We start from the raw sequence: 17313 nt of genomic DNA on the forward strand, positions 1-17313 counted from the left end.
GAAGTGCGTATCGGCCGGTCCCGCCGGATACTCGCCTCGTGGAGATCGACAACCCGGACCTGGTGCGCTACTGGTTCGTCTTCGACCTGACCGAGCACCGCCCGCCGCCCTGGCCTGCGGGCAGGATCGTCCTGAACTGTGCCCCGACCCTGTACGGGCTGCTGTACCAGGGAGCCGGAGTGACCGGCTACGACCAGCGGGACTGTCTGCGTCTGTTGGAGGCGCAGGCCGGTGAGCCGCTGCCGCCGGTCGAGCGTGCCCTGCGCAATCCGCCCATCGAGCCGGCGTGGCGGGGTCACCTGGGCAATCCGGCCTGGCGGGGCGTCTGGTTTCCGAGGGTGGAGTCGAATGGCCCGGTGATCGGGCCGGCGATCAGTCCGCGTTGACCGGCAGCGGGCGGCGGGCGGGGCCGGGCAGCGTCATCGGCGGGTGGCCGCCAGGGTGATGGCCGTTGGCCTGGCCCGGCTCAGCAGGTCCGAAGCCGTTCGCGGTGCCTGTGGCGTGGCCGTTCGCCGGGCCGTGACCGTTCGCGGGGGCATGGCCGTTCGCGGGGGCATGGCCGTTCGCCGGGGCCGGGCTTGTCGAGACGGGGACCATGACCGGCACGTAGCCGCCGGCGGCCGGCTCAGGCTCGGGCTCGGGCGCGCGTGCGGGCGTCGGGATGGTTCCGGTGCGCGGACCGGCCTCGCCCGCGCCGGGCACCTGGAACACGCCGCGCGCCGGATGTGGCGGCAGGCCGGGCACGGAGGCGGAGCTGAACCGCACCGGCAGCGGCACCGGCTCGGCGACCAGGTCATGTTGTGGCTCGGCGTATCGGGTGAGCGCGATGACCGCGCCCAGCGTGATCACGAAGCCGAGCGCGGCGACCGGGACCATGCCGGGGCGGATCTTGTCGCCCAGCAGCAGCATGCCGATCGCGGCGGCGGGGACCGCGCCCGCGGCGTCCATGGCCGCGACGGCGGCGTTGGTGGAGCCGCGCTGCATGGCCAGGCCGAGCAGCAGCTGGCCGGTGAGCGAGTGTGCGATGACCAGGTAGAGCAGCGGGTTCAGGCCGAACTCGACGATGGTCTGGGCCGAGGCCAGCGGGCGGGCCGCGATCGCGGCGGAGGCGAAGCAGAGTCCCGCCAGCGAGCCGAGCACCACCGAGCCGAGCACGCCCTTGACCTTGCCCGCGAACGCGCTCACCCCGGCAATCGCGACCAGCGCGAAGACCAGTGAGATGACGCCCTTGGCGTCCAACGGCTCGGCGTGGCCGGGCTCGGCCGACACGGCCAGCATGCCGATGCCCGCCATGACTCCCAGCAGCAGCAGGACCTCGGCCAGTGGCAGTTTCCACTTGAGCACCGCGACCCCGGCGAACGCCGTGACGCACAGGCCCGCGGTCACCGCGGACTGCACGAGGAACAGCGGAAGGTCACGCCGCGCGCCGAGGGCGAGGAAGAAACCGAGGATCTGGCAGCCGAGCCCGAGCAGGTACGTCGAGTTGCCGAACAGGCGCAGCAGCAGCCCTGGATCAAGGCTGTCCGTCGTCGCTGTGCGTGTCGCCGCGATGGACTGCAGCAGGTTGGCGATGCCGTACGCGGCGATCATCGCCACCAGGAACCACCAGCCAGAGGACACCACCCACGCAGCTTAGACCCTTAGGGGTCGGCTGCGCCCTACCCGCCCGGCGACTTCACCGAGTGAATGAGAGTGATTACAGTGCGCGAAGTCCGGCCGGGCTGAGCCGTTCCAGCACGTCATCGTGCAGCTGCCCGTTGGTGGCCACCGCCGACCCGCCGCCCGCGCCCGTGCGCCCGGACAGGTCGGTGAAGGTGCCGCCCGCCTCGGTGACGATCGGCACCAGCGCGGCCATGTCCCAGAGCATCAGCTCCGGTTCGATCATGATGTCCAGCGCGCCCTCGGCGAGCAGCATGTAGCCGTAGAAGTCGCCGTACGCCCGGCTGCGCCAGGTCTTGCGCATCAGGTCGAGCACCGAGGCGAGCCGGCCGGTCTGCTCCCAGCCGTCCAGGGAGGAGTAGCAGAAGCTCGCGTCGGCCAGGCGGCGCACCCCGGAGACCCGGATCGGCTGCGCGGCGGCCTGGTGCCGGCCCGCGAACGCGCCGAGCCCGCGCGCGGCCCACCAGCGGCGGCCCAGCGCCGGAGCGGAGACCATGCCGACGACCGGCTCGTCGCCCTCCATCAGCGAGATCAGCGTGCCCCAGATCGGCACCCCGCGGACGAAGTTCTTGGTGCCGTCGATCGGGTCGATGACCCACTGGCGGTTGCCGCTGTTGCCGGTGACCCCGAACTCCTCGCCCAGCACGCCGTCCCGCGACCGGGTGCGGGCCAGCGTGGAGCGCAGCGCCTTCTCCACCGCGGTGTCCGCGTCCGAGACGGGCGTCAGGTCCGGCTTCGTCTCCACGTAGAGGTCGAGCGCCTTGAACCGGGACATGGAGATGGAGTCGGCGGTGTCCGCCAGCACGTGGGCAAGCCCAAGGTCGTCCGAGTAGCGGGCCATGGCGAGAACTTATCGGATCTCCGCGCCGCCGAGGTAACGGGTTCGCGGACCCGCCGTAAATGAGAACGCGTGGACCGCGGCGGGCCGGGTACTTTCACGGTCATGAGCCGCGGTCCGGTCGCGGACGCGGCTCGTGGTGTGGCGGGCGCGGCAAGGAGGAGTCATGGGCGCGGACCCGGAAAAGGTGCTCCGGACGTTCCTCGACGAGCACGGGCGGCTGACCTCGATGCCCGCGAAAGCGGGTAAGCGCCGGGTGCTGCTGGAGCACATCGTCGCGGCCTTCGAGCCGGGCGTGAAGATGAGCGAGCGCGAGGTCGACGCGGTGCTGCGGGCCTTCTACGAGACCGACTGGGTGTCGCTGCGCCGCTACCTGATCGACAGCGGTCTGATGGCGCGCGCCGACGGCCTCTACTGGCGCACCGGCGGCTACGTCGAGGTCTGACCGGTCTCGGTGTCGCCCGCCCGGGAAGAGAGCAGGCGGCGGTACGAGGCCAGCCGACGCGCGTCGGCCTTGCCCTGCGCCACCCAGGCGTCCAACGCGCACTCCCCGCCGTTGTGCTCGCAGTTCGGCGGGCAGTCCACGGTTCCTTCGACCAGGTCGGTGAAGCCGTGCAGCAGGTCGTCGGAGGAGACCAGGGCCAGGCCGAAGCTGCGAACGCCCGGGGTGTCGATGATCCACGACTCGCGCTTGTCGGGCAGGCGCAGTGCCACCGCGCTGGTCGAGGTGTGCCGCCCCTTGCCGATGGCGCTGACCACGCCGACCGCCCGGCGCGCGTCCGGGATGAGCCGGTTGACCAGGGTCGACTTGCCGACACCGGAGTGCCCGACCAGCACCGACCGCCGGCCGGACAGGCGTTCGCGCAGCTCGTCGAGGTCGCCGTCGGGACGGGTCAGCACGTGGTCGAGGTCCAGCTCGGCGTAGTAGCTCAGCACCTGCTCCGGTCCGGCCAGGTCGGCCTTGGTCAGGCACAGCAGCGGCTCGATGTCGGCGGCGTACGCGGCGACCAGGCAGCGGTCGATGAACCCCTCGCGCGGCGGCGGGTCGGCCAGCGCGCTGACGATCACGAGCTGGTCGGCGTTGGCCACGACCACCCGTTCGATGCGGCCCTCGGCGGTGGTGTCGTCGTCGTCGGCGGTGCGCCGCAGCACCGAGCGCCGCTCCTCGATCCGCACGATCCGGGCCAGGCTGCCCACGTCGCCGGTGACGTCGCCGACCAGGCCCACCTCGTCGCCCACCACCACGGACTTGCGGCCCAGCTCACGCGCCCGCATGCAGGTGACCTCGAAGACCTTCTTGCCCTCGTGGACCACGCAGGTGTAACGGCCCCGGTCGACGGCGACCACGAACCCGGTCACCGCGTCGTCGTGCTTGGGCCGGGTCCGCGTGCGGGGACGCGAACGGGACGACTTGGTGGCCCGCACCTTCACGTCGTCCTCGTCGTACTCCCGCTTCTTCTTCACCGCTGGCCTCTCATCTTCCGGCGACCACCGCGCTCCATAGTGCCGGGAATTCGGGCAGCGTCTTGGCGGTACACGCCACGTCGGTGAGCTGCACACCGGGCACCCGCAGGCCGATCACCGCGGCCGCGTGCGCCATCCGGTGGTCGTCGTAGGTCTCGAAGACGGCGCCGGACAGCGGGCCGGGCGTGATGGCCAGCCCGTCCGCGGTCTCGGTGACCCGCGCGCCGAGCGCGGTCAGCTCGCGGGCCAGCGCGGCCAGCCGGTCGGTCTCGTGGGTGCGGATGTGCCCGACGCCGCGCAGCGTCGACGGGCCGTCGGCCAGCACGGCCAGCGCCGCGACGACGGGGGTCAGCTCGCCCACGTCGGACAGGTCGGCGTCGATGCCCTTGATGGCGCCGGTGCCGGTGACGGTCAGGCCGTGCTCGGTGAGGGTGACCGTGCCGCCCAGCGCGCCGAGCAGCTGCCGCACCTTGTCCACCGGCTGCACGCTGCTGCGCGGCCAGCCGGCCAGGGTGACGCTGCCGCCGGTGACCAGCGCCGCGCCGAAGAACGGGGCCGCGCCGGACAGGTCCGGCTCGATCTGCCAGGCCCGGCCGGACAGCCGGCCGGGCGCGACGTGCCAGACGTCGCGGGCCGAGTCGTCGACCGCGGCCCCCGCGGCGCGCAGCATCTGCACCGTCATCCGCAGGTGCGGGGCGCTGGGCACCGGGTTGTCGCCGACGTGGCGCACGGTGAGGCCCTCGTCGAAGTCGGCCCCGGCCAGCAGCAGTCCGGAGATCAGCTGGCTGGACAGCGAGGCGTCCACGGCGACCTCGCCGCCGCGCAGCCCGCCCTTGCCGTGCACGGTCAGCGGCAGGCCGTCGATGCTCGACGCCTCGATCGTCGCGCCGAGTTCGCGCAGCGCCTTGAGCAGCGGCCCGAGCGGGCGCTGCCGGGCGCGGGAGTCGCCGTCGAAGGTGATCGGCCCGTTGGCCAGGGTGGCCACCGGCGGCAGGAAGCGCATCACGGTGCCGGCCAGGCCGACGTCGACGTGGGCGGGCCCGACCGGCGGCCGGGGCCGGATCTCCCAGCGCTCGTCGTCGGAGGTGGACACGTGCGCGCCGAGCGCGCGCAGCCCGGCCGCCATCAGTTCGGTGTCCCGGGCGCGCAGCGGGGCCAGCAGCGTCGAGGGGCCCATGCCGAGCGCGGACAGCACGAGTGCCCGGGCGGTGATGGACTTCGAACCGGGAAGGCGCACCACCGCATCGGTGGCATCGACGGCGGTCGGTGCGGTCCACGGTACGAGTGGTCTGCTCACACCTGCTCCTCGCTGCGCTCGTCGGCGGCGGGTCGGCCGCTCGTGGTTCGCTCATGGCGTTCGCGTACGCCTCACAGTCTGCCTGATAGACGCTGACGTAAGGTGAGCGGCATGTGTGGGCGGTACGCGACGACACGTACGGCGGCGGATCTGACTCAGCTGTTCGCAGCCGAGGACGAGACCGCCGAATCGCTCGCCCCCGACTACAACCTCGCGCCCACCGACCCGGCCCCGATCGTGCGCGTCTGCGCGACGCGGGAGGCCCGGGTGCTGAGCCTGGCGCGGTGGGGCCTGGTGCCGCCGTGGGCCGACGACCCGCGCACCGGACTGAAGCTGATCAACGCGCGGGCCGAGACGGTGGCCACCTCCCGGGTGTTCGCGCCGTCGTTCGCGGGCAGGCGCTGCATCGTCCCGGCGGACGGCTGGTACGAGTGGGTGCGCACTGAGACGGGCAAGCAGGCCTACTACATGACCGACTCGGCGCCCGGCCGCGGGCTGGCGTTCGCGGGCCTGTGGGCGGCATCGAAGTTCGGCCTGAGCTGCACCATCGTCACCACGGCGGCGCAGGGCGAGCTGGCCCGGGTGCACGACCGGATGCCGCTGCTGCTGGAGCCGGAGCTGTGGGAGGCGTGGTTGCGGGGCCCGGCCGACCCGGAACTGCTCGCACCGCCGGGGCCTGGGTATCTGTCCGGTCTGGAGATCCGTCCGGTGGGCGCGGCCGTCGGCAATGTACGCAATGACGGTCCTGAATTGACGAGGCGGCTCGCGGGGCCGGACATTCAGACCAGTCTGTTCTGATTTTGCGCTGGATCGTGCCAGTTTGCGCCACGAATTTGCGGGTAAACCCTTGCCCGTTCCTTCTACCGTGCGGTAAGACACAGCGTCGGTGGTAAGCGGCAGTGCCGCGCGTCACCGTCTGTCTGAGCCGGATCCTCCCGCCGGGGGCGGGGGGACCGACCCACGGGGGAGGTGGGTGGATGACCCGCGCGCGTATTCCACGCCCGCATGAAGTCGCCGCTGCTCGCAGAGACCCGCGTTTGGTGCGGGCCGTGCGGGAGCGGCATGACAACGCCTGGCGCACCAGAGGCGCCTGCCAGGCCGTCGATCCGGAGACGTTCTTTCCGGCGCCGCTGGAGCCGGCCGACACGGCCGTCCAGCTGTGCGGAAGGTGTCCGGTGTCGGGGGCCTGCCTGGCCTGGGCGCTCAGCGTCGGCGACTGCCACGGAGTCTGGGGCGGCACGACCGCACGCGAGCGGCGGGCCATGCTCGTCGCCTGGCGCACCGAGGAGCAACAGGAGGAACTGCCGTACACGGCGTACGGGCCGCAGCCGGACCTGGTGGTCTCGGCCGGGGAGCTCGCGCCGCCGCAACGGGCGGCCGGGGTGACGCGGCAGGTGCCGCGTATCCCCACCCAGTCCCGTGCCGAACTCACCCTCTGCACCCTGGGCGAGGCCGACCGCGACAACGCCCTCCAGGGCGTGCCGCTCCTGGCCCGAGAACCCGCCCACGCCGCCTGACCCATACCCCCACCCGCGTTGATCATGAACTTATGGCACGGCTCGACGGCGCGTCGCTGCCACAACCTCATGATCAACGCGGGTGGGGGTGCGCCGCCCGCGCTTCGGGCGGTGGAGGCGGCATGATCGCGGTATGCGAGGCGGTCCGGAAACGGTCGAGACCGGGCGCGGCCCGGCACAGGTAGCTGTCACGATGCCCGGCGAGTCGGCCGGGTCATCCGGTGACCGGGTCGAACAGCGGGTCGGGGCGGGCGACGTGGCCGCCCCGACCGCGCTGCTGGTGCTCGGGCACGGGGCCGGCGGCAGCGTGGACGCGCCCGACCTGGTCGCCGTGCACGACGCCGCGGTCGCCGCCGGGCTGGCGGTGGCCCTGGTCACCCAGCCGTACCGGGTGGCCGGCCGGCGTGCGCCCGCGCCTGCGGGACACCTCGACGAGGCGTGGCGGTCGGTCGTGGACCTGCTCGCCGAGCGCCTGCCGGGCCTGCCGCTGATCGTCGGCGGCCGCTCCAGTGGGGCCCGGGTGGCCTGCCGCACCGCCGCCGCGGTGGGCGCGGCCGGCATCGTGGCGCTGGCGTTCCCGCTGCACCCGCCCGGCCGGCCGGAGCGCAGCCGGGCCGGGGAACTGCTCACAGGGGTGCCCACGCTGGTCGTCAACGGGTCCGCCGATCCGTTCGGTGTGCCCGATGCCGCACCGGGGGTGGAGCTCGTTGTACTCCCCGGGGAGCGCCATGACCTGCGCAAAGCTCCGGAAACGGTCGGTCGGGCCGTGGTCACGTGGCTGGGCGCGCGGGGCTGGGCGCGGTAGCGACCGGCCCGGAGTGATGGTCACCACTGCCCCCCGTGTCCCGCGGAATGCGACAGCCGTCGCGTGGCGTTACAGACCGCGGGTGGCCGGAAGCGTCCGGCCCCGGCGAGAGGTGGGTCGATGGTGCGGACGGGAACGCGCTGCCTGATGCGGTCGGGCGACGATCCGGTGCTGAAGACCGTGGAGCGGCTGCTGTCGGCTCCCGCGTGGCCGGCGGCGCTGGACGACGACGCGGTATCAGGCATTACCGCGGTGCCCGCCCCGCGGGTGCACCTGGCATCGGTAGAGTCAGCCTCAGCGCTGCGGTCCGCTGTCAAGGAGCCGCGGCAACAGCGTACTCCGAGGGTGGTCTCGCGGTTGACCAGCACCGACAGCGTCGAAGAGCGTCGTTCCCGCTTCGAGCGGGACGCGATGCCCTTCCTCGACCAGCTATACGCGGCCGCACTGCGGATGACGCGTAACCCGGCCGACGCCGAGGACCTGCTCCAGGAGACGTTCCTGAAGGCGTACGCCGCGTTCCACCAGTTCGAGGACGGCACGAACCTCAAGGCGTGGCTCTACCGCATCCTCACCAACACCTTCATCAACTCGTACCGCAAGAGGCAACGTCAGCCCATCCAGGCGCCCACGGACGAGATCACCGACTGGCAGCTGGCGGAGGCGGAGTCGCACACCTCCTCGGGTCTGCGCTCGGCCGAGACCGAGGCGCTGGACCGGCTGCCCGACAGTGACGTCAAGGACGCGCTGCAGACGTTGCCGGAGGAGTTCCGGTTGGCGGTCTACCTCGCCGACGTGGAAGGCTTCTCCTACAAAGAGATCGCGGACATCATGAACACGCCGATCGGCACCGTGATGTCCAGGCTGCACCGTGGCCGGCGCAACCTGCGCAAGCTCCTGGAGGGCTATGCCGCGGAGCGCGGGTTCTCGGGCACGACCAGCGCTCGGGAGGCGTCATGACGACGGAACACGAGGACGGCGACTGCCGCGAGGTGCTCACGGAGGTATACCTCTACCTGGACCTCGAATGCTCCGACGACCGCCGTTCACTGATCAAGCAGCATCTCGACGAGTGCTCCCCGTGCCTGCGCGAGTTCGGCATCGAACAGGAGGTCAAGGCGCTGGTGAACCGGTGCTGCGGGCAGGAGCAGGCGCCCGCGGAGCTGAAGGACCGGCTCCGGGCCAAGCTCTCCGAGCTCGTGGTCGAGGTCGAGGCCACCCGCGAGCTGGGCTGACCGGCCCAATTTCCGCATCGAAGCTCCGCCACCTCGGGTGGGCGGAGCTTCGATCATGTCTGGACGAAAGCCGTCAGCGCAGGCGGAAGACCTCGCCGCGCGGGGTGAAGGGCAGCCGGGCGCGCTCCGGCATCAGGTACGCGTGCTCGCGGCGCACCCGCAGCACGTCGCAGTCGCCGTCGGTGATGATCAGGATCGGTCCGTCGGCGGGGAAGTCCTCGGCCCGCTCCAGCAGCCGGATGCCGGGCTGCAGCTCGGTGCCGCCGCGTCCGCGCACCTTCACCCGGCCCGCGATGTCCTCCACCGGCAGGTAGCCCGCGTCGTACGCGGCCGCGTCGCAGAACACCACCCTCGCCGCGGGCACATCCCGGGCCAGCGCGTACGCCGCGATCGCGCCCAGCGCCCGGCCCATCAGCTCGGTGCTCATCGAACCCGAGGTGTCCAGCACGACGCCGAAGGTGCGCTGCCGCTCGACCAGCTCGGGCCGGACCCGGCCGGGGCGCGGGATGTCCGGGGCCGACGCCTGCCGGCGCGAGGCGCGGGCGTACGAGCGGGTCGGCTCCAGCGGGGAGAAGTAGCGGTCGAACCACTGCGCCAGCTGCACGTCCCAGGGCGGCGGCGGGTGGTCCAGCACCCGGATCTCGGCGACCAGCCCGGCGGGAAGCAGGCCGCGGCCGGTCTGCTCGTGGTGGGCCAGCCCGCCGAGCAGCGCGCGGCGGCAGAAGTCGTCGACGTCGCCCGCGCGCCGGGCCTCGCCCGCCCCGGGGATCGGCCGGTCGAGCATGTCGCCCAGCCCGCGCCCGCGCAGCGTGGCCAGCTTGCGGTAGCGGCGCAGGTTGCCGGTGATCAGGTCGTACACCTCCTCGCTGGAGTGGTCCTTGAGCGCGGGGTCGTAGAGCACGTCCTCGGGCAGCTCACCGACGCCCATCTGCACCAGCCAGCCGTTGATGACGTAGTCGGTGGCGACGTTCCACAGGTACGGGTCGCGCGGGCCGACGCGCTGCCCGTGGCGCAGGGCTGCGTGCAGCATCTCGTGCGCGAGCACGAAGCGGCGCTCCGGTGCGGACATCCGCCGCAGCGGGTTCACGTAGATCTCGCCCGCTGTGGCGTCGACCGCCGCGACCGAGATCTGCCAGGCCCGCGCCAGCTCGGCGTCGGCGACGATCCGGAAGCCCGCCGCCAGTGCCCCGAGCAGCGGATACGACGACACGAACCAGCGCCGCGCCTGCTCCCACGGGTGGTCGGGGCCCAGCTCGCCGTCGGTGCGCGGCCGGTGCTGACCGGCCGACTCGACCGCCTCGGTGGCGGCGGCGGCCAGCCCGACCGCGAACAGCTCCGGCCAGGTCGGCGGCGGGGTCGCGGCGGCGGCCTGCCGCGCCCAGCGCCCGCGCTCCGGTTCCGGTGTGAAGTCCGGGTCCTGATCGGAGGAGGCGCCCCCGCAGCCGAGCGCGGCGTACTCGGCGGGCACGCCGGTGTCCCGCCACAGCGCCGCCAGCCGCTCCTCGTCGGTGCCCGGCAGCTCGGCGGGCACCGGGAACGGCGGCGTGCCGATCCGCAGCTGCTGCTGGAACCGGGTCACGGCCAGGCACGCCGCCGCCTGCGCGGCGTGGTCGGCGGCCCGGCCCGGCTCCAGGTGCCCGAAGCCGAGGTGCAGCGTGCAGTGGGCGAGCACCCACATCCACTCCGCCGGGTCGGCGGGGGCGTTGCGGTTGACGGTTATCCGGCCGTCCGAGCGCACCCGCGCCCAGCCACGGGCCCGGCTCAGCTCGGTGTCCTCGGTCCACGACGTGCGCAGCACCAGGCCGGCGTGCGAGGAGTCGTTCATGGTGCGGAACATGCGCTGCTCGAAGACGGTGTGCGCGGCGCTGTTGAAGGCCTCCTGCCGCGGATCCTTGCGCGGCTCGCTCCGACGGCGGCTCATGCCGGGCCGCCTGCGCGCCCGCGCGGCGGGTGACCCTTCGTGCGCTCGGCCGGGCCGTTCATGTGCGGGCCGCGACCAGGCGCGGCAGGTCGCGGGTCACCTCGACCAGGAACCAGGCGGGCAGCACCGGGCGGCCCTCGGCGTCGGCGGCGACCACGAGCTGCGCGCACTCCAGCGAGATCTCGGCCAGCTCGACCAGCAGGCCCTTGGCCCGCATCGCGAAGTCGCGCACGGCCCGGCTCGCGTGCTCGCGGCTGTCCGGCAGGTCCCGGACCAGCCGGGCCCGGAACGCCTCGGCGAAGAAGAACAGCAGGTCGCGGTCGGTCGCGGCGCGCGGCCAGGCGGCGTCGCCGCGCACGATCGCATCCAGGCCGTAGCGGTGGCGGACCGTCTTGACGTATGCGCAGAAGCCCGACGCGTGCGCCGGGGTGAGCGTGCCGCCCGCCAGCAGGCGCAGCGTGTCCTCGACGATGTCGTCGCCGTAGGAGTGCAGGGCGTCCGACAGCATGTGCCAGGCGCGCGGGGTGGAGAACGGCTCCTCGGTCTTCGGTGGCTGCACCCACAGCTGGTCGGGCCGCTGGGTGAGGTAGTCGAGCACCCACGGGTGAATGCCCGCCGTGGCCGCCCAGCCCAGCCAGTCCACGGCCGACGCCCGCAGGTGCAGGTGCAGCAGGCGGTTGACCAGGGCGGACGCCATCGGGCGGGCGAGCGCGTTGTCGGTGGCGCGGTTGCCGGCCCCGATCACGATCGAGCCGGCCGGCAGCTCGTACTCGCCGATGCGGCGGTCGAGGATGAGCGAGTAGAACGCCTTCTGCACGTCGGGGCTGGAGGCGTTCAGCTCGTCGAGGAAGAGGCAGTACGGCTCCGCGCGGGCGATCGACTCCGGCGGCGCGAAGCGGCTGCGGCCGTCGCGCAGCTCGGGTACGCCGATCAGGTCCTCGGCGGCCAGCTGCGTGCCGACGAGGGTGACGCAGGGCAGGCCGAGCGAGTCGGCGAACGCACGGACCAGCGAGCTCTTGCCGATGCCGGGCGCGCCCCACACGAAGACAGGCCGGACCACCGCGACGTGCAGGAGCAGGTCGGGCAGCTGGGCCGGGGTGAGCGTGAGCGCGGAGTGCACGGCGGGAAATGATCCGCCCCGGCGTGCACTCCGGCAACGTGATTAGGCGTTGGGTCGCTTGCCGTGGTTGGCCTTCGAGCCCTTACGAGCCTTCTTCTTGCGGGCCTTCTTACCCATGGTGAACACCCCTTCCGTCTTCGGCGGTTCGCAGCCTTAGATCCTATGCGCAGGTTGAACGGCGCTGTCCGGGCGCTCCGTGATTGGATACGACTCGTCCTGCTTGCGATCCAGGAAGGGGCAAAACGATGGCCGAGGAGATCAAGGCCGAGATGGTGGCCAACGTGTGGAAGGTCGTCGCGTCCGCGGGCGACGAGGTGTCCGAGGGTGACACCCTGGTCATTCTCGAGTCGATGAAGATGGAGATCCCGGTCATCGTGGAAGCCGACGGCGTGGTCTCCAAGATCGCCGTCAACGAGGGCGACGTCGTCCAGGAGGGCGACCTGATCGCGGTCATCGAGTAGTAGCCTCCCCGGGCATGACCGAGATCCACGTCCGCCCGGCGACCCCGGCCGACCACGAAGCGATCGGCGCGCTGTCCGTCGCCGCCTACCGTGGCGACGGGCAGACCCGCGAAGACCACCCGTACGAGCCGACGCTGCGCGATGTGGCCGCCCGGGTGGCGGCGGCCGAGGTGCTGGTCGCCGTCGACGAGGCCACCGGGGCGGTGCTCGGGTCGGTCACCTTCGCGCTGCCGGGCAGCCCACTGGCCGAGCTGGCCACCGAGGGCGAGGCGGAGTTCCGGATGCTCGCCGTGTCGCCGCAGGCGCAGGGCCGCGGCGTGGGCGAGGCGCTGGCGCGGGCCTGCCTGCACCGCGCCGGAGAGCTGGGCTGCCGCAGCGTCGTCATCTGCGTACGCGACTTCGCCGCCGACGCGCGCCGCCTGTACGCCCGGATGGGTTTCGAGCGCGCACCCGAGCTGGACTGGTCGCCGCTGCCCGGCGTCACCCTGCTGGGTCTTCGCTACCCGCTGGCCTAGTGCGGAGCAGGTCGAAGGCGACCTCCATGGCCGCCTCGCGCCGCTCCTCGTCGCTGATGTCGGTGTCGCGGAGCAGGAACCAGCTGGTGTTGATGGCGAGCACGGCCATGCCCGCGCGCAGCTTCGCGGTCGGCGTCGACTCGGGCTCGACCAGCAGGCCGATGATGTCCATCATGGCCTGGCGCATCTTCGCCCCGGCCGGCGCGTTCTTGAAGGCCGGCTGGTTCTGGTGGAAGAACTGCATGACCTTGGAGTACCGGCCGGTGTAGAGGTCGTCGGCGTAGCGCTGCAGCAGCTCGCGCCGGAACTCGAAGGAGCTCGGGTCGGGCTGGGTGCGGGCCCACTCCACGATCTTGTCGAGCTTGACGAGCTGGTCGGCGCTGAAGCTGTCGACGATCTCCTCTTTGCTCTTGAAGTGGTAGTAGAGGGCGGCCTTGGTGACACCCAGGCTCTCCGCGATCTCCCGCAGCGAGGTGGCGTCGTAGCCCTGCTCGGTGAAGAGGTCGAGGGCGACGGTCTGGATGCGGGCGCGGGTGTCCGGCCGGGGCTCGGCACGGCTGGCTGCGGGCTCGTTCATCACTGCTCCGTGTTACGTCGACCACACTGTCATCCGGTCGCGCGAACTAACTTGACGGCCGGCAAGTAGGGAACTTACCGTACGGCTAGTAAATATTCTAGCCGGGCGGCAGGTAAGCGTGCCGGTGAACGAGTGGAGCCCCCGTGACCACAGTCCAGGACCGGACGTCCTCCCCTGAAATCCCCAAACCCAATCTTCGCGTGGTGCTGCCCGGCCTGATGCTGGCCATCCTGCTGGCGATGCTCGACAACATGATCATCGGCACCGCCATGCCCCGCATCGTCGGCGAGCTGGGCGGCCTCGACAAGCTCTCCTGGGTGGTCACGGCGTACGTGCTCGGCACCACCATCTCCACCCCCATCTGGGGCAAGCTGGGCGACCTGTACGGGCGCAAGACCATCTTCCTGGTCTCGATCGTCATCTTCCTGGTCGGCTCAGCGCTGTCCGGCGCGGCCGGTGAGATCGACCCCGCCTCGGGCATGAACCAGCTCATCGGTTTCCGGGCGCTGCAGGGCCTCGGCGCCGGCGGTCTGATGGTGGGCGCCATGGCGATCATCGGTGATCTGGTCTCGCCCCGCGAGCGCGGCAAGTACCAGGGCATGATGGCCGCGATCATGGGTATCGCGATGGTCGGCGGCCCGCTCATCGGCGGTGTCATCACCGACCACTTCGACTGGCGCTGGGCGTTCTACGTGAACCTGCCGATCGGCGGCATCGCGCTGTTCGTGCTGGCCACCACGCTGCACCTGCCCAAGTACCGCACCGAGCACCGCATCGACTGGCTGGGAGCCGCGCTGCTCAGCGTCGGCGTCACCGCACTCGTGCTGATCACCACCTGGGGCGGCAACAAGTACGCCTGGGGCTCCAAGGAGATCATCGGCATGGCCGTCGTCGGCGTGCTGATGCTCGCGATCTTCCTGTGGACGCAGACCCGGGTCGCCGAGCCGATCCTGCCGCTGGGCATCTTCCGCAACCGCAACTTCAGCCTGGTCTCGATCATCGGCTTCATGGTCGGCTTCGCGATGTTCGGCGCGATCTCCTTCCTGCCGCTCTACATCCAGACCGTGCAGGGGGCTTCGGCCACCAACAGCGGCCTGCTGCTGCTGCCGATGATGCTCGGCATGATGGTCACCTCGATCGTGGCCGGCCGGACCATCACCAAGACCGGCCGGTACCGCATGTTCCCGATCATCGGCGGCGTCACGCTCGCCCTGGCCATGGTGCTGCTGACCCGCCTCGACGTCGACACCTCCATCGCCGAGTCCTCGGTCTACATGGTGGTGCTCGGCGTCGGCATGGGCTTCCTGATGCAGACCACCATGCTGATCGCGCAGAACAGCGTGGAGCAGAAGGACCTGGGCGTCTCCAGCTCGACCGCGACGTTCGTGCGCTCCATCGGCGGCTCGTTCGGTGTCTCGATCTTCGGTGCCGTCTTCGTCAACCGGCTCAAGGACGACCTGGCGGGCTCCATGCCGGCGGGCGCGCCGGCCGGCGGCATGTCGTTCGACGTGGGCGGCCTGCAGCCGGACAAGCTGGAGCAGCTGCCGGCCCCGATCAAGGAGGCGGTGCTGCACGGCATCGCGTACGCCACCTCGGGCCTGTTCTGGTGGGCGCTGGGCTTCGCGATCCTGGTCCCGATCGCGGCCTGGTTCATCAAGGAGGTCCCGCTGCGCGGCTCCGAGGGCATGACCGGCGCCGACGGCGAGCAGGCTCCCCGCCCGCTCGTGGCCGTCGAATGATCTACGCAGGTGCCTGAGCCGATCGGCGCACCTGCTTGAGCGAGGCCCCGTCCCGGCTGTATCCGCAGCCGATGACGGGGCCTCGCCGCGTTCGGCGGCCCCACCTCGGAGCGGCGTTCAGCCGCGGCCGAGCAGGCGGCCGAGCCAGGAGCGCCGAGGGCGGGGCAGCGGCGCGACCGGGCCGGGCGTGTACGCGGCAGAAGCGGGCCACTGGTCCTCGGCCAGCTCGCGGGCCAGCGCGCGGACCGGGGCGGGCATGCCCGGGGTGATGAAGGCGAGCTGGGCCACCGACGCCGCGATGGTGACCGCGCGGGTGCGCCGGGCCTCGAGCAGGGCCCGCAGCCGTGCCGCGACCAGCTCGGCGACGTCGGCGCGGCAGGCCGGGTCCACCCAGGCGGCGGTGACCAGGGCGTAGAGGGCGGCTTCGGTGGTCCAGTCCTCGGCGCCGAAGGCGATCTCCACCAGCAGCCGCCGTCGGGTCGAGGACGCCCACGGCTCGGCGGTGCGATGGTGCAGCAGGCCGAGGCAGGCCCACACCTGCAACTGGCGCTCCGGCACGGTGACGCGGTCGGGCTCGGTCTGCACGGTCGAGGTCGGCGGGTGCACCAGCGCCGCCAGCAGCTCCTCGACCGGCACCGCAGACAGCCGCACCGCCATGTCGTACGCCATCGGCGGCGGCGCCCAGCCCAGCGGCAGCATCGCGGCGATCTCCCGGGCGGCGGACGGGGTCGGCGGGTCCAGCGCAGGCGACGGCCGGGTGCCGTCGAAGTCCCACAGCCTTACGCCCGGCCGCAACGCCACCCGCGGGTCCGGCGGTCCGGGTTCGCCGGCCGCGACGGCCACGCCCGGCCAGGCCCGCTTCAGCAGGGCGAGCGCGCTGGGTGACTCCATCGCGGACAGTCCCAGCTCACCCGGGAAGGCCCGCTCCTGTTCGGTGGTCCGGCGCAGCGCGTTCATGCAGGCCTCGACGGCCGCCGGCACGTAGCCCAGCCAGGGCAGCCCGTCGCAGCAGTGCTGCAGGTCGTGGTGCTCATGGCTGGCGTCGGTGGCGGTGCGCATGAAGTCGGCCAGCGCGACCAGGTGATCGGGGTCGCCGTCGGACTGGAAGCGCAGCCGGTGCGCGGTGTGCACGGCGCAGTCGTACGACGGGTCCTGGACCAGGGCCTGCTCGATCAGTTCGAGCGCCTCCGCGGTGTGCCCGAGTTCGGTCAGCCACAGCGCGAGGTCCGAGGTGACCGACAGGTCGCCGGGGTCGTGCCGCTGCGCCGCGCGCATCGCGTGCACCGCGGCGGCGAGCTGGCCGTCGGCGCGCAGCGCGTTGCCCCACCACATCTCGGTCAGCTTGGTCGACTCCAGCTCCACCCCGCGCTGGGCCCAGCGCAGTGCCAGCGGCACCTCGCGCAGCCGCCGGGCCACCCCGGAGGCCGCCCCGTGCAGCAGCGCGTCCTGCGGATAGGCGGCCAGCGCGCGCTCGGCGAGGTGCAGGTAGGGCCGGGTGGCCGCGGCGATCGGCGCGGGCGCCGGGTCGGGCAGCGCGCCCAGCACGGCGAGCAGCACCCGCACCAGGCGATCGGCGGGAACCAGGCGGGCGTCCAGGGCCTGCACCCAGCTGACGTCGGCCCAGGGGCGGCTCGGGTCGTGCACCGTCGCCTGCGCCAGCAGGCTCAGCGCGTCGAGGTAGCCGCCGTGCCGGGCCAGCACGTGCGCGAACGCGACGACGCGGCCCACCGGTGCGCGCTCGCCGGGGCGGAACAGCGCCAGGCCGCCGTCGTCGGAGCGGGCGGCCAGCTTCGCCAGCAGCTCGTGTGCCTCGGGCAGGCCCGGCTCGTGCGCCAGCGCCACGGACAGATGGCTCACCGCATGGTCGAGGTCGTGCTCGTCGAGGGCCAGCGTGGCCAGGGCGAGCTCGCCCAGCGCCTCCTGGTGCGGGTCGTTGACGCCGTCAGCCACGTGCTCTCCCTCGGTTCGCGGAACGCGTGGAGAGTCCCCTGGGCCGCCGCGCGAAGCGGCTGCGCCCGGACGGGCCATGTTCCGGCACGGACAGGCTAGAGCCGCTCGGCTGAGTTGTGTGCCCCTGCTCATTTCTGCGCAGTGTGTTGCTTCAGCAGTCATGAACGTGCAAGACTGCGCACCGAACGCGCGATATCGCGCAGCACTCCAGGGCGAAG

The 17313-nt window shown here is 72.3% G+C and carries 17 protein-coding genes and 2 pseudogenes; 10 read left to right on the forward strand and 9 right to left on the reverse strand.

Going from position 1 to position 17313, the window contains the following annotated elements:
* The first annotated feature begins 38 nt into the window (after positions 1 to 38).
* On the forward strand, positions 39 to 386 hold the full coding sequence (locus F6W97_RS33065; RefSeq protein ID WP_155374466.1) for a hypothetical protein: 348 nt from the start codon (positions 39 to 41) through the stop codon (positions 384 to 386).
* 373 nt (positions 387 to 759) lie between these two features.
* On the opposite strand, the pseudogene F6W97_RS33070 reads toward F6W97_RS33065, so the two are convergent.
* Positions 760 to 1590, reverse strand: a pseudogene (locus F6W97_RS33070) (hypothetical protein); the annotation flags it as partial.
* Positions 1591 to 1696: 106 nt separating this feature from the next.
* Positions 1697 to 2500: a histidinol-phosphatase gene (gene hisN, locus F6W97_RS33075; protein ID WP_155374467.1), complete on the reverse strand. Its 804-nt coding sequence runs from the start codon at positions 2498 to 2500 to the stop codon at positions 1697 to 1699.
* Positions 2501 to 2663: 163 nt separating this feature from the next.
* Between hisN and F6W97_RS33080 the strand changes: the two genes are divergently transcribed.
* Positions 2664 to 2942: a DUF2087 domain-containing protein gene (locus F6W97_RS33080; RefSeq protein ID WP_155374468.1), complete on the forward strand. Its 279-nt coding sequence runs from the start codon at positions 2664 to 2666 to the stop codon at positions 2940 to 2942.
* Here F6W97_RS33080 and rsgA read toward each other — a convergent pair.
* Both rsgA and aroA read right to left on the reverse strand, forming a co-directional pair.
* A complete protein-coding gene (gene rsgA / locus F6W97_RS33085; RefSeq protein ID WP_155374469.1) occupies positions 2927 to 3961 on the reverse strand; it encodes a ribosome small subunit-dependent GTPase A in 1035 nt (344 codons plus the stop codon). The genes F6W97_RS33080 and rsgA overlap by 16 nt on opposite strands.
* Before the next feature lie 10 nt (positions 3962 to 3971).
* Positions 3972 to 5258, reverse strand: coding sequence for a 3-phosphoshikimate 1-carboxyvinyltransferase (gene aroA, locus F6W97_RS33090; protein ID WP_155374470.1), 1287 nt, complete (start codon positions 5256 to 5258; stop codon positions 3972 to 3974).
* Positions 5259 to 5369: 111 nt separating this feature from the next.
* Between aroA and F6W97_RS33095 the strand changes: the two genes are divergently transcribed.
* From F6W97_RS33095 to rsrA, 5 genes and pseudogenes are all read left to right on the forward strand, one after another.
* Entirely contained in the window at positions 5370 to 6056 is a 687-nt protein-coding gene (locus tag F6W97_RS33095; protein WP_155374471.1) for an SOS response-associated peptidase, read from the forward strand.
* A 179-nt stretch (positions 6057 to 6235) separates the two neighbouring features.
* A pseudogene (locus F6W97_RS33100) lies at positions 6236 to 6583 on the forward strand (WhiB family transcriptional regulator); the annotation flags it as partial.
* Between the two features lie 325 nt (positions 6584 to 6908).
* Positions 6909 to 7580 (forward strand): alpha/beta hydrolase family protein, encoded by a 672-nt coding sequence (locus tag F6W97_RS33105; protein ID WP_155374472.1) that lies wholly within the window; start codon positions 6909 to 6911, stop codon positions 7578 to 7580.
* 147 nt (positions 7581 to 7727) lie between these two features.
* A complete protein-coding gene (locus F6W97_RS33110; RefSeq protein ID WP_155374526.1) occupies positions 7728 to 8537 on the forward strand; it encodes a sigma-70 family RNA polymerase sigma factor in 810 nt (269 codons plus the stop codon).
* A complete protein-coding gene (rsrA, locus tag F6W97_RS33115) occupies positions 8534 to 8812 on the forward strand; it encodes a mycothiol system anti-sigma-R factor (protein ID WP_144122332.1) in 279 nt (92 codons plus the stop codon). Before F6W97_RS33110 ends, rsrA begins: the two co-directional genes overlap by 4 nt.
* Before the next feature lie 73 nt (positions 8813 to 8885).
* Here the strand turns inward: rsrA and F6W97_RS33120 are convergent, their stop codons facing one another.
* The 3 genes from F6W97_RS33120 to F6W97_RS41580 are packed head-to-tail and all read right to left on the reverse strand — an operon-like array spanning position 8886 to position 11970.
* A complete protein-coding gene (locus tag F6W97_RS33120; protein ID WP_155374473.1) occupies positions 8886 to 10733 on the reverse strand; it encodes a vWA domain-containing protein in 1848 nt (615 codons plus the stop codon).
* A 58-nt stretch (positions 10734 to 10791) separates the two neighbouring features.
* On the reverse strand, positions 10792 to 11853 hold the full coding sequence (locus tag F6W97_RS33125; RefSeq protein WP_155374474.1) for an ATP-binding protein: 1062 nt from the start codon (positions 11851 to 11853) through the stop codon (positions 10792 to 10794).
* Positions 11854 to 11895: 42 nt separating this feature from the next.
* Positions 11896 to 11970: a 50S ribosomal protein bL37 gene (locus tag F6W97_RS41580; RefSeq protein ID WP_120321693.1), complete on the reverse strand. Its 75-nt coding sequence runs from the start codon at positions 11968 to 11970 to the stop codon at positions 11896 to 11898.
* Positions 11971 to 12098: 128 nt separating this feature from the next.
* Between F6W97_RS41580 and F6W97_RS33135 the strand changes: the two genes are divergently transcribed.
* Both F6W97_RS33135 and F6W97_RS33140 read left to right on the forward strand, forming a co-directional pair.
* Entirely contained in the window at positions 12099 to 12314 is a 216-nt protein-coding gene (locus F6W97_RS33135) for a biotin/lipoyl-binding carrier protein (protein WP_155374475.1), read from the forward strand.
* Positions 12315 to 12328: 14 nt separating this feature from the next.
* Positions 12329 to 12829, forward strand: coding sequence for a GNAT family N-acetyltransferase (locus F6W97_RS33140; RefSeq protein WP_155374476.1), 501 nt, complete (start codon positions 12329 to 12331; stop codon positions 12827 to 12829).
* Here the strand turns inward: F6W97_RS33140 and F6W97_RS33145 are convergent.
* Positions 12795 to 13406, reverse strand: coding sequence for a TetR/AcrR family transcriptional regulator (locus F6W97_RS33145; RefSeq protein WP_155374477.1), 612 nt, complete (start codon positions 13404 to 13406; stop codon positions 12795 to 12797). The genes F6W97_RS33140 and F6W97_RS33145 overlap by 35 nt on opposite strands.
* A 218-nt stretch (positions 13407 to 13624) precedes the next feature.
* Here F6W97_RS33145 and F6W97_RS33150 point away from each other — a divergent pair, with 218 nt between their 5' ends.
* Positions 13625 to 15145: an MDR family MFS transporter gene (locus F6W97_RS33150; protein ID WP_155374527.1), complete on the forward strand. Its 1521-nt coding sequence runs from the start codon at positions 13625 to 13627 to the stop codon at positions 15143 to 15145.
* Between the two features lie 117 nt (positions 15146 to 15262).
* Here F6W97_RS33150 and F6W97_RS33155 read toward each other — a convergent pair whose 3' ends face one another.
* Positions 15263 to 17095 carry a tetratricopeptide repeat protein gene (locus F6W97_RS33155; protein ID WP_155374478.1) on the reverse strand — a complete coding sequence of 611 codons (1833 nt, stop codon included), beginning with the start codon at positions 17093 to 17095 and terminating at the stop codon, positions 15263 to 15265.
* Between the last annotated feature and the right edge of the window lie 218 nt (positions 17096 to 17313).

The organism is Catellatospora vulcania (assembly GCF_009720385.1).
In the GTDB taxonomy this organism is placed as follows: domain Bacteria; phylum Actinomycetota; class Actinomycetes; order Mycobacteriales; family Micromonosporaceae; genus Catellatospora; species Catellatospora vulcania.